General features: G+C 74.8%; 10 protein-coding genes. 3 read left to right on the plus strand and 7 right to left on the minus strand.

Translation table 11 applies throughout. The features are described 5' to 3' along the window. Positions 1 to 70 precede the first annotated feature (70 nt). Positions 71 to 1,099, plus strand: a complete 1,029-nt coding sequence (locus tag ACFYYH_RS17120; protein WP_388551384.1) for a DsbA family protein — start codon at positions 71 to 73, stop codon at positions 1,097 to 1,099. 69 nt (positions 1,100 to 1,168) lie between these two features. Beyond that, on the plus strand, positions 1,169 to 2,143 hold the full coding sequence (gene lgt, locus ACFYYH_RS17125; RefSeq protein WP_388551385.1) for a prolipoprotein diacylglyceryl transferase: 975 nt from the start codon (positions 1,169 to 1,171) through the stop codon (positions 2,141 to 2,143). 110 nt (positions 2,144 to 2,253) lie between these two features. On the opposite strand, the gene ACFYYH_RS17130 is transcribed toward lgt, so the two are convergent. The 7 genes from ACFYYH_RS17130 to ACFYYH_RS17160 form a co-directional block, all read right to left on the minus strand. After that, on the minus strand, positions 2,254 to 3,060 hold the full coding sequence (locus ACFYYH_RS17130; protein WP_388551386.1) for an HpcH/HpaI aldolase/citrate lyase family protein: 807 nt from the start codon (positions 3,058 to 3,060) through the stop codon (positions 2,254 to 2,256). Next, positions 3,057 to 4,289, minus strand: coding sequence for a CaiB/BaiF CoA transferase family protein (locus tag ACFYYH_RS17135; protein ID WP_388551388.1), 1,233 nt, complete (start codon positions 4,287 to 4,289; stop codon positions 3,057 to 3,059). Before ACFYYH_RS17135 ends, ACFYYH_RS17130 begins: the two co-directional genes overlap by 4 nt. Then, the gene (gene rbsK / locus ACFYYH_RS17140; protein WP_388551390.1) at positions 4,290 to 5,171 is read right to left on the minus strand and encodes a ribokinase; all 882 of its coding nucleotides are present in this window, start codon (positions 5,169 to 5,171) and stop codon (positions 4,290 to 4,292) included. Beyond that, positions 5,168 to 6,553 (minus strand): ADP-ribosylglycohydrolase family protein, encoded by a 1,386-nt coding sequence (locus ACFYYH_RS17145; RefSeq protein ID WP_388551392.1) that lies wholly within the window; start codon positions 6,551 to 6,553, stop codon positions 5,168 to 5,170. Before ACFYYH_RS17145 ends, rbsK begins: the two co-directional genes overlap by 4 nt. Then, positions 6,550 to 7,761, minus strand: coding sequence for an ADP-ribosylglycohydrolase family protein (locus tag ACFYYH_RS17150; protein WP_388551691.1), 1,212 nt, complete (start codon positions 7,759 to 7,761; stop codon positions 6,550 to 6,552). The genes ACFYYH_RS17145 and ACFYYH_RS17150 overlap by 4 nt, the downstream gene beginning before the upstream one ends. Positions 7,762 to 7,765: 4 nt before the next feature. Beyond that, positions 7,766 to 9,175, minus strand: a complete 1,410-nt coding sequence (locus ACFYYH_RS17155) for an ADP-ribosylglycohydrolase family protein (RefSeq protein ID WP_388551693.1) — start codon at positions 9,173 to 9,175, stop codon at positions 7,766 to 7,768. Between the two features lie 161 nt (positions 9,176 to 9,336). Then, positions 9,337 to 10,599 (minus strand): ADP-ribosylglycohydrolase family protein, encoded by a 1,263-nt coding sequence (locus tag ACFYYH_RS17160; protein ID WP_388551394.1) that lies wholly within the window; start codon positions 10,597 to 10,599, stop codon positions 9,337 to 9,339. Positions 10,600 to 10,802: 203 nt separating this feature from the next. Here ACFYYH_RS17160 and ACFYYH_RS17165 point away from each other — a divergent pair, with 203 nt between their 5' ends. Next, positions 10,803 to 11,531: a VIT1/CCC1 transporter family protein gene (locus tag ACFYYH_RS17165; RefSeq protein WP_388551396.1), complete on the plus strand. Its 729-nt coding sequence runs from the start codon at positions 10,803 to 10,805 to the stop codon at positions 11,529 to 11,531. Positions 11,532 to 11,950 lie beyond the last annotated feature (419 nt).

Consider the following 11,950-nt stretch of genomic DNA (forward strand, 5'->3'; position numbering starts at 1 on the left):
GTCTCACACGTACGGGTGGACCTGGGACCGGGAAGGTGCGCACGCGCCTTCCCGGTTCGTTGCTGTGGGCGTGAGCGAGAAGAACCGTGAGGTAAAGCGGACCGCGAGAGAGCGGCTCCAGCAGGCACGTGAAGCGGACAAGGTGCGGGAGAGGCGCAGGCGGACCCTGGTCATGTCGGTGGCGGTCGTCGGGGTGCTCGGCGCGGTCGGGGTGATCGGTGTCGTCGCCTCGGAGGTCGGCAAGGGCAAGGGCGACAGCGGGGCCGGACCGGTGAGCGCGCCGTCCGGGCTCAAGGGCACCGACGATCTGGCGATCCCCGTGGGGGCGCCGGACGCGCCGTCCACGCTCACGGTGTGGGAGGACTTCCGCTGTCCGGCCTGCGCCCAGTTCGAGAACGCCTTCCGGGACACGGTCCACGAGCTGGAGCGGGCGGGCTCGCTCAAGGTCGAGTACCACCTCGCCACGATCATCGACGGCAACATGGGCGGCAGCGGCTCACTGCGCGCGGCCAACGCCGCGGCGTGCGCCCAGGACGTCGGCAAGTTCTCGCCGTACCACGATGTGCTGTTCCAGAACCAGCCGCCGGAGACGAGCGACGCCTTCGCCAGGAACAGCCGGCTGCTGGAGCTGGCGGGCAAGGTCGAGGGGCTGAAGTCGGCGCCGGGATTCCGCCAGTGTGTGGAGAAGGGCACGCACGACGACTGGGTGAACAAGTCCGCGGCGGCGTTCAGGACGGGCGGATTCTCCGGGACACCGACCGTGCTGCTCAACGGGGAGCCGGTGTTCCCGAAGAAGGGTGACGAGAGCATCACCCCGGACAATCTGCGGAAATGGGTCGCGGCGGCGAACAAGGGCAAGAAGGCCGGGACGCGGACACCCTCGGCGCCCGGCTCGGACCCGGCCTCCGACGGGGCCTCCGGTCCCGGGGCGGGACCGGGCGCGGAGTCCGGCTCCCCGGCCCCCGTCTCCGTCCCCGGCGTGGGGTCCGGCGCCTCGGCCCCCGGTCCGGGGCCCGGCTCCTCCCTCTCCGGCGCGGATCCCGCCGCGCCCTCCGGAGCGGGTCCCGCGGCGGCCGCCGTCCCGTCCCCCGCGGTCTGACCTCGTTATCCAGAAGTTGCCGGGCGGGTTGCCTCAGATCCCGCCCGGCACTGTACGGTCGGTTCTGCCATGGACCTTGCCTACATTCCCAGCCCGTCGACCGGAGTGCTCCATCTCGGACCGCTTCCGCTGCGCGGCTACGCGTTCTGCATCATCATCGGTGTCTTCGTCGCCGTCTGGTACGGCGGCAAGCGCTGGGTCGCCCGGGGCGGCAAACCCGGCACCGTGGCCGACATCGCCGTCTGGGCGGTGCCCTTCGGCCTGATCGGCGGGCGGCTCTACCATGTGATCACCGACTACCAGCTGTACTTCAGCGACGGTGAGGACTGGGTCGACGCCTTCAAGATCTGGGAGGGCGGCCTCGGTATCTGGGGTGCGATCGCGCTGGGCGCGGTCGGTGCCTGGATCGGCTGCCGCCGCCGTGGCATCCCCCTGCCGGCGTACGCGGACGCCATCGCGCCGGGGATCGTCATCGCGCAGGCCATCGGGCGCTGGGGCAACTGGTTCAACCAGGAGCTGTACGGAAAACCGACGGATCTGCCGTGGGCGCTGGAGATCTCCGCGGGCACGAACCGCGAGGGGGGCCTCTACCACCCGACGTTCCTGTACGAGTCGCTGTGGTGCCTCGGTGTCGCGCTGCTGATCGTCTGGGCCGACCGCCGCTTCAAGCTGGGACACGGCCGGGTGTTCGCCCTCTATGTCGCGGCGTACTGCGCGGGCCGGGCCTGGATCGAGTACATGCGGGTCGACGAGGCGCACCATGTGCTCGGCGTCCGGCTGAACGTCTGGACGGCGGCCGTCGTCTTCGTCCTGGCGGTCGTCTACTTCCTCGTCTCGGCGCGGGTACGGCCCGGCCGCGAGGAGATCGTGGAGCCGGAGCGCGAGAGCGGCGAGAAGACGCCGAAGGACGGAGCCGACGGGGCCGACACGGACAAGAGCGCGGACGGGAGCGCGGACGGCGCGGACAAGAGCCCGGAGACGGATCCCGCCGCCGTCCCGGACACCGCGACGGCCGGACCCGCAGAACCGGCCGAGAAGGCCTGACGGCACGGATCACCCAGGAGCCGCCGGACCCACGGGGTCCGGCGGCTCCGGCGTTCCGGGCCCACGAAGATCCGCCGGCCAGGCCTGGAACGAAGATCCGCCGGCCAGGTCTAGAACACGGCCTGGCCCCGGTGGGTCAGGGAGAGGGTCCTTCTGGCCGCCGCCACGATCGCGGCGTCGACGAACCGGCCGTCCGGAAGCGCGTGGGCGCCCGCGTCGGCCGCCGCCGCCTCGACGATCTCCTCGGCCTCCCCGACCTCCTGCGGTGTGGGGAGATAGGCCCGCTCGATGACCGGGAGCTGACGGGGGTGGATGGCCGCGCGGCCCAGCAGCCCCAGGGCCCGCCCATGGCGGCAGGAGGCCGCGAGGCCGTCCGTGTCGAGGACGTCGGGGAACACCGACTGGACCGGCGGGGCCAGCCCCGCCGCGCGGGCCGCCACCACGGCCCGGCTGCGGGCCCAGTCGAGGCCGGAGTCCTCCCGTACCCCCAGATCGGCGCGGAGGTCCGCCTCGCCCAGGGCGATGCCGCGTATCGACGGGTGCGCGCCCGCGATGGCATGGGCGTGCTCCAGGGCGAGCGCCGATTCGAGCAGGGCGTACAGCGCGATGTCCGGCGCCCGTGCCGCCGCGCGGTGGATGTCGGCGGCACGGGTCACCTTCGGCAGCCGCAGCCCGGCCAGCCCAGGGAGGCCCGCGAGCGCCGGAAGGTCGCGCTCGTCGGCGATCCGGACATGGACCGGCACGGGGTGCGGCGAGGACAGCAGCTCGGCGGTGGCGGCGCGCGCGTACTCCTTGCGGTCGGGAGCGACCGCGTCCTCCAGGTCCACGATCACCACATCCGCACCGCAGGACAGCGCCTTCGCCATCACCTCCGGACGGTCCCCGGGGACATAGAGCCAGGTGAGCGGGATGGTCACAGCGCGCCGTCCGCCCGGAGCGCGTCGATCTCGGACGCGGAGAGGCCCAGCTCGGCGAGGACCGCTTCCGTGTCCGCGCCATGGGGGCGGCCCGCCCAGCGGATGGCGCCCGGGGTCTCGGAGAGCCGGAAGATGACGTTCTGCATCCGCAGCGGCCCCAGCTCCGGGTCGGGCACCTCGGTGACGCTGTCCAGCGCCCGGTACTGCGGATCGTCCATCACGTCCCGGATGTCGTACACGGGCGCGATCGCCGCCTCGGCCCGCTCGAACGCCGCCATCGCCTCGGCCCGGGTGTGCCGGGCGATCCAGCCGCCGACCGCCTCGTCCAGCACGTCCGCGTGGCGCGCCCGGCCGCTCCCGCTGGTGAACCAGGGCTCGGTGATCAGCTCGGGGCGGCCCACCAGCCGCATCACCCGCTCCGCGACCGACTGCGCCGAGGTGGAGACCGCGAGCCAGGAGCCGTCGCAGGCACGGTAGGTGTTGCGCGGGGCGTTGTTGGTGGAGCGGTTGCCGGTACGGGGCTGGACCAGGCCGAGCTGGTCGTACCAGAGCGGCTGCGGTCCGAGCACGGTCAGGATCGGCTCGATGATCGCCAGATCGACCACCTGGCCACGGCCGGTCAGGGCCCGGCCGCCGAGCGCGGTCATCACCGCGTACGCCGTGGCCAGCGCGGCGATGGAGTCGGCGAGGCCGAAGGGCGGCAGCGTGGGCGGGCCGTCCGGCTCGCCCGTGACGGCCGCGAAGCCGCTCATGGCCTCGGCGAGCGTGCCGAATCCGGGGCGGTGGGAGTACGGGCCGAACTGCCCGAAGCCCGTCACCCGGGTGAGCACCAGACGGGGGTTGGCCAGGGAGAGTTCGGTCCAGCCGAGGCCCCACTTCTCCAGGGTGCCCGGCCGGAAGTTCTCGATGACCACATCCGCGTCGGCGGCGAGCCGGAGCAGCAGATCGCGTCCGCCCGGGGTGGAGAGGTCCAGGGTGATGGCGCGCTTGTTGCGGCCGAGCAGCTTCCACCACAGGCCCACCCCGTCCTTGGCGGGGCCGTGACCGCGCGAGGGGTCGGGACGGGTGGGGTGCTCGACCTTGATGACGTCCGCGCCGAAGTCACCGAGCAGGGTGGCGGCGAGCGGACCCGCGAAGAGCGTCGCGAGATCGAGTACGCGCAGACCGGCGAGAGGGGCGGGAGCACCGCCGGGGGCGTGCGGGGCGGGGGTGGGGGCGGACGCGGTCATTCAGGCCTCGATCTCGGTGCGGTACGGCATGGAGGTGGACGCCCCGGGGCGCTGGACGCAGAGCGCGGCGGCGGCCGAGGCCCAGCGCATCGCCTCGGGCATGGGACGGCCCTCGCCGAGCGCGACGACGAGGGCGCCCACGAAGGTGTCGCCCGCACCGGTGGTGTCCACGGCCTCGACCCGGGGCGCGGGCACGCGCACGGTCCCGGCGTCCCTGGCCGCGTGGAGGCTGCCCGCGGCGCCCAGGGTGATCACGACCTCGGGGACCTGCCGCAGCAGCGCCTGCGCCGAGGCATGGGCGTCGGCGATCCCGGTGAGGGTCGCCGCCTCGTGCTCGTTGGGGACCAGCAGATCGACGGTGGCGAGCAGGCCGGGCGGCAGGGGCTGGGCGGGGGCCGGGGTGAGGACGGTCCGTACGCCGTGGCGGCGGGCCGCCTCCGCCCCGGCCAGGACCGCGCTCAGCGGCAGTTCGAGCTGGAGGAGCAGGGCGTCGGCGGCGGCGATGACCGTCTCGTCGCCGGGGACGAGACGGGTGACCGTGCCGTTTGCGCCGGGGATCACCACGATCGCGTTGCCACCCTCGTCGTCGACGACGACATGGGCGGTCCCGGACGGCCCCTCGGCGGTGCGCAGCAGGTCCGTGTCGACGCCGGAGGCGGTGAGCGTGTGCCGCAGCCGTTCGCCGAACTCGTCCTCCCCGACCGCGCCGATCATCGCCACCCGGCCGCCCGCGCGGGCGGCGGCGACCGCCTGGTTGGCCCCCTTGCCGCCGGGGACCGTGCGGAACTCCCGCCCGGTGACGGTCTCCCCGAGCTTCGGGGCGCGCGCGACATACGCGACGAGATCCATATTGGTGCTGCCGAGCACCACGATGCCGGTCATGGGCGGAGCGCCTCCCTGTGGGTGAGTTCTGCGAGCGTGTCGAAGCCGGTGCCGTCGAAACCGGCGACGGACGTGGTCAGACGGTTCTTGAGCGGGGCCGTCCACCGCTCGGGCAGCCGCGCCGGGTGGCCGGCGAGGAGCCCGGCGACGGATCCGGCCGTGGCGCCGTTCGAGTCGGTGTCCCAGCCGCCCGACACGGCGCGGCAGATGGAGCCGGCGAAGTCGCCGTCGGCGTGGGTGAGCGCCGCGGCGAGCAGGGCGGCGTTGGGTACGGAGTGGACCCAGTGGTGGTGACCGTGGACGGAGTGCAGCAGATCGACGACCGCCGCGAAGTCCGGCTGGACGCGGGCGGCCGTGATCCCGAGGCGGACCGCCTCGGCGAGCCGGGAGCCGGGCGGTACGACGGACAGCCCGGCCCGGAGGCAGGCGTGCACGTCCTGGGGCCCGGCGGAGCCGGTTCCGGCCGCCGCGGCGACGGTGGCCGCGGTGAACATCGCGCCGTACACGCCGTTGGCGGTGTGGGTGAGCGTCGCCTCCCGGTGGGCCTGCGCGGCGGCGGCGCCGGGGTCGCCGGGGTGCGTCCAGCCGTGCACGTCGGCCCGGATCGCCGCGCCGATCCACTCCCGGAACGGGTTGCGGTACCGGGCGGTGTGCGGGGGCTCGATCCCGCAGAGCAGATTGCGGTACGCGACGCGCTCGGCGGTGAACGTCCGTCCGGCGGGCAGTTCGTCCAGCCAGAGCCGGGCGACGTCCGCGGTGGTGAAGTCCCGGCCGTGACGGCGCAGGAGCAGCAGATTGAGCAGCGGGTAGTTCAGATCGTCGTCCTCGGGCATGCCGTCGATGTTCTCGGCGAGCGAGGTCGGCGCGGAACGGCGGTTCCAGGGGTACGCGGCGGCGATGTCCCCGGGCAGTCCCTCGGCGGTGAACCAGGTGCGCAGCGGCCAGTTGCCGGTGGCGCGGGCGATGGCCCGGATGCCCCGGAGAGGCAGCTTCTCGACCGGCTTCCCCAGCAGACAGCCGGCGGCCCGGCCGAGCCAGGCGGCGTGCAGACGGTCGACGGTGGTACCACCGCGCGGCGAGGCGTCACGGTCCGGGGGCCAGGCCGGACAGGCCGCTCTGATCGCGGGGAGTTCCGTCGGCTCGTACCGTTCCCGCGGCGACGGGAGCCGCGCCAGTTCGTCCAGCAGTTCCCCGGCCAGCGTCCGCAGCCCGGGGGACGCGGGGGCGGGGGAGGCGCCCGCGCGGGGCGGGGCCGGGGCGCCGCCCGCCGTGTGCCAGCGATGGGCGACGGCCGTCGCGTCACGGCCGTCCTCCGAGGCCTGGCGCAGTTCATGGCCGATCAGATCCTCGGGCTGCACCCAGGTCACGCGGAGGCCGGTCATCGCGCCGCCGCCGGCCGCGTCCGCGCGTGGTGGGCGTGGTGCGCGGCGGCGTCGGTGGCGTCGGCGGGGTCGAGCGGGGCGTCGACCAGCCGGGCGTCCGTCATCCGGGCGAACGCGCTCTCGTGCGCGCGCCGGCGTTCCGTGTCGCGGGTGAAGACCTCGTACGCCACCTCCGTCAGCGCCCGCGCCGGAGCGTGCAGATCGAGCCGGCTCGCGTCGGCCACGCGCCGCGCCCAGTCGGCCGGGATCGCGGACTCGCCGCCCAGCGCCCCGGCGAGCGCGCCGCTCATCGTGGCGATCGAGTCGCAGTCCCGTCCGTAGTTGACCGAGCCCAGCACCGTACGGTGGTAGTCGCCGCCGCCGATCAGCAGCATCCCCAGCGCGATGGGGAGTTCCTCGACGGAGTGCACCCGGGAGGGGCGGCGGGCGCCCAGCGACGGATTCCGGTAGTGGGGGCCGACCGTGTCGAAGGGGGCGACGGCCTCCCGCAGGCCGCGCAGCGCGGACTCCGGGTCGCGGTGCCGGGAGGCGACATCGCGGACCGCCCGGATCGCCGCGCGCGTGCCGTCCTTCGCGAGCGAGAGACAGGTCTCGACGACGGTCGCGGGCGTGGCGTCCGGAAGACACGCGGCCGCGACCGCCGCCGCGAACACCCCCGCCGCCTCCCGCCCGTACGACGACTGGTGCGCGCCCGCGACATCGATCGCCTCGGCGTAGGCGGCGGCCGGGTGCGCCGCGTTGACCAGTCCCACCGGAGCCATGTACATGGCCGCACCGCAGTTGACGATGTTTCCGGTGCCCGCCTCGCGCGGGTCGGCGTGCCCGTAGTGCAGCCGGGCGACCATCCACTTCTCGGCGAGGAAGATCCGCTGGAGGAGCAGTGCCTCGGTCTCCAGCTCGGGGATCCAGCGGGGGGTGGTCATCAGATCGGGGACGAGATGGTCGGCGACCGCGTACGCGTCGAGATGGTCGCGGACGCTCTCGTAGACGCGGACCAGCGCATGGGTCATCAGGGTGTCGTCGGTGACATGGCCGTCGCCCTTGTGGTACGGCGCGATGGGGCGGGCGGTGCGCCAGTCCTCGTTCCAGGGGCCGACGATGCCGCAGACGCGGCCGCCGTGGCGTTCGACGATCTGCTCGGGGGAGTACCCCTCGACCGGGCCGCCGAGCGCGTCACCGACGGCCGCGCCGATCAGACAGCCGGTGATCCGGTCAGCGAGGGTGCGCGTCGCCGTGCGCGCGGTCGGCGTACCCGGGGTGGCGCGGGTGCCGGGCGAGCCGGTCGCGGTGGCCGCCGGGCTCGGGTCCGGGGCCGGTGCGGGGGGAGTGCTCAGCGTCGTCATGCCGGAATTGTCCACCCGGAGCGGTCAGTTCCGTGGCTGTGAGCAGCCCGGCGAGTTCCACCAGATCGGTTCTGGCGAGCCGGGGCAGGGCGCATCCCGCGAGGGTGCGGCAGGCGTCCCGCCAGGTGGCGGGTACGGTGTCGCCGCCGCCGAGCGCGCCGGTCAGCGCCCCGGCGAGGGCCGGGGCCGAGTCGGCGACCCGGGAGAGACAGGCGGCGGAGGGCACCGCGCCGGTGACCTGGCCGCGGGCGGCGAGGGTGAGGGCGAGGGCCACGGGTACGGTCTCGGCGGCGGCGATGCCGTAGCTGTAGACATGGTCGACGATCTGATGCTCCAGCAGCGGTACGAGCGCGAAGGCACCCGCCGGCTCCTGGGCGACGTCACGGGCCAGCTTGAGGGCGTGCCGGGCGTTGCGGCCGATCTCCGTGCTCCCGGGCAGCTGGGCGAGAGCGGCGTCCACGGCCGTCTCGGTGTCCGCGCCGCCGAGCGCGCTCGCGACGGCGGCGGCCATGGCGCGGGCGCCGTGCACCCCGTCGCCGTCCTGGGTGTACCGGGCGTCGAACTCGGCGAGATCGGCGGCGGCGGACGGGTCGCCGGGGTGGACGACGGCGAGCACGGCGGCCCGTACGCAGGCCGCGTCGTCGAAGAAGTGCGGGTTGTCGTGGCCGGTGGCGGGCGGGCGCAGCCCGGTGGCGAGATTGCCGAGGCCCGCGCGTACGGAGATCCGGGCCCGCAGGGGCGGTACGGCGGACTCCACCTCGGGGGCGCGGTTGGCGGCGGCGGCGATCTCGCCCGCGAGGGAGTTCCAGGAGAGATCGACGGCGGCGCGCATCCGGCGGTCGGTGCCGAGACCGCCGAAGTGGTCCCCGGCGGCGGTGAGGACGGTCTCGGCGGCGAAGGCGGCCCATTCGGCGTCGTCGGAGGGGCCGAGCCGCAGCGGCTCGGGGGGCTGGTTGAGCGCGATGGGGACGGGGAGGGTGGTGGTCGCGTTCTGCTCGGCGAAGGTGTCCAGTTCGCGGGTGAGCCGCCGGGTCCACTCGGGCATCCGCGCGGCGCGGTGCCGGGCGGCGGGCCATCCGGCGGCGTCCCCGGCGGCCAGTCCGAGCAGCAGCCCCTCGATCCGCCGCAGCGGGTCCCGTCCACCGCCGTGGTCCCCGGCGGCCCCGTCCCCGGCGGACGGGGCCGCCCGCGCCCATGCCCGTCCCGGCCGGCCGGCGTCCCGTCCTGCCCGTACCGGCGGCAGGGGCCCCGCCGCCGGGGCCACGGGGCCACCGGTCATCAGGTCACGGGCCACGGGGCCACCGGTCATGACGCCCCCGGTCATGGAGCCGCCGGCCATGGGACCACCGGCCACGACGCCTCCGGCCACGACGCCTCCGGCCACGACGCCTCCGGCCACGACGCCTCCGGCCACGACGCCTCCGGTCATGGGGCCTCCGGTCATGGGGTCACCTCGACCTCGACCTCGGCCTCAGCCTCGTCTTCTTCGTCCGGCGTCAGCAGATCCGCGATGTCCAGGACGTGGTAGCCGCGCATCGAGGGCAGACAGCTCCCGCGCGCGGGGCCGATGACCGAGGACCACTCGGGCGGGATCGCGCGCGCACCCGACACCGCACCGGCCAGGGCGCCCGCCACCGCCGCCGTGGTGTCCGCGTCACGGCCCATGTTGACGGCGGTCAGGACGGAGGCGCGGAAGTCGCCGCGGGCCGCGGCGAACGCGCCGAAGGCCAGCCCCACCGCCTCGGGGGCCAGATCGGTCCACGGGTAGCCGCCGATCACCACCGAGGAGCGGACCGCGCGCTCCAGGGTGAGGGTGTCCGGGTACTCACGGCGCGCGGCGACGACCCCCCGGCGCAGGGTGCGGGCCGTCCAGGAGTCCATGGGGACGACGGAGAGCGCCGCCGCGACCACCGAGTCCGGTCCCGCGCCGGTCATCGCCGCGGCGACGCCCGCCGCCACCGCACGGCCGCCGTAGATGCCCTCGCCGTCATGGCTGACGCTGCCGTCCACGGAGACCAGCCGGGCCGCCTCCCGGGGGCGGCCCGCCGCGAAGACGCCGAAGGGGGCCGCCCGCATCGCGAGACCGTCGCTCCACGCATGACGGTGCTGGGCCGTGATCGGGGCCGCGAGTCCGCGCCGCAGATTCTCCAGCGTGCCGCGTTCGCTGAAGCCCGCTCCCCGGAACGGCCCCTCGTCCAGATCCGCGATCCAGCGGTGCCAGGCCCGCTCGACATGGGCGACGGTCAGCGCCGAGCCGTGCCGGGCGAGCAGCAGCCCGGAGAAGATGGCGTACTCCGTGTCGTCCGTGCCCGCCGGGCTGTCGGCCACGAAACCCTCGATACGGCCCCAGCGGCGGCGGATCTCGGAGGGCCGCATGTTCTCCGCCGGGGCGCCGAGCGCGTCCCCGACGGCCAGCCCCAGCAGGGCGCCGCGGCCCCGGTCGCGGAGTACGGCGAGCGCGTCCCTCCCACCGGGGGCGGACCTGCCGTATCCGCCGGGGGCGGACCGGCCGTACGCGACCGGGGCGGACCGGCTGTATCTCCCGGCGGCGCTCCCGGCGGCGCTCCCGGTGGCGGGACGGCCGTGTCCGTCGGCCTCGGGCTCGTCGTACCCGTGCGGGAAGGGAGGGGCGGCGGGATCGCTCGCGGCGGACTCCATCGTGTGGCCCTTTCGCGCGAGCCGGTGTTCCTGGATCTGTGCCACGCCGGGCGCCCGGGGAGTCCGGGAAACGCCGCTGTCACCCGGGTGACACGGGCGGCGGGCTGTCGCGCCGATGGCCTGTCATGCCTGGTAAGTACGGCCTTCCTTGCTGGCGGGAGCGCTTTTCCGTGCGTATTTTCGAAGCGTCGGGAGATCGGGACCGGTCCGCTCAGGAGTCCGGGGCCGTCTCCGGGAAGGGGAGAAGCATGTCCATCATCGAGACCGAGGCCACGCTCCACGAGGCGCACCGCGACAATCACACGCACCGCGATGTGAACGGCGGCTGGCTGCGTCCCGCGGTCTTCGGCGCGATGGACGGACTGGTCTCCAACCTCGCGCTGATGACCGGTGTCGCCGGGGGCGCGGTCTCCCAGCAGACGATCGTGATCACCGGTCTCGCGGGTCTCGCGGCCGGCGCCTTCTCGATGGCCGCGGGCGAGTACACCTCGGTCGCCTCCCAGCGTGAGCTGGTCCAGGCGGAGCTGGACGTGGAGCGCCGGGAGCTGCGCAAGCATCCGGCGGACGAGATGGAGGAGCTGGCGGCGCTCTACGAGACGCGGGGCGTCGAGCCCGCGCTCGCCCGTGAGGTGGCCCGGCAGCTCTCGGCGGACCCCGAGCAGGCGCTGGAGATACACGCGCGCGAGGAGCTGGGGATCGACCCCGACGATCTGCCCTCGCCGACGGTGGCCGCCGTGTCGTCGTTCGGCTCCTTCGCGCTGGGCGCGCTGCTGCCCGTACTGCCGTATCTGCTGGGCGCCACGGCCCTGTGGCCCGCGGTGGCGCTGGCGCTGACCGGGCTGTTCGCCTGCGGCGCGCTGGTGGCCCGGGTGACCGCGCGGAGCTGGTGGTACAGCGGGCTGCGGCAGCTTGTGCTCGGCGGTGCGGCCGCGGCGATGACCTATGGCCTCGGAGCCCTGTTCGGCGCGGCGGTCTGACCCACCGGCCGCCCTCGCCGGGCACGTCCCCGGCCCGCCGGCCCACCGGCCGCTCCCGCTGTCCCGGCCCGCCGTTCGCCTCGACACCGGACCGACCCGCCTCCGCGTCGCCGCCGGGGCGGGTTCCCGTCGTCCGCGCGCCATGTCCGCGTAACACCCCGGGGCACCGGGAGCGCGCACCCGCCCCCGAACGGCCCCCACCAGCCCCCGTCCGGCCTTGCGGTACGGGCACAAAACCCCCACCCTGTGACGTACGTCCCCGGGTGCGCGCGGCACGGGGATGAGACACTACGCCAGGCGCCACACAGCGAGCCGTTACTCAGCGGTTTCGAGTCGTTAATGACCGGGCATGAGCCGTAGGCGCCGCGGGCAATGAGGCCTGCTCCGCCATCCCGGGCGGACGACGATCTGTCCGCCTG

It is taken from the genome of Streptomyces sp. NPDC002018, assembly GCF_042890865.1.
Lineage (GTDB): Bacteria > Actinomycetota > Actinomycetes > Streptomycetales > Streptomycetaceae > Streptomyces.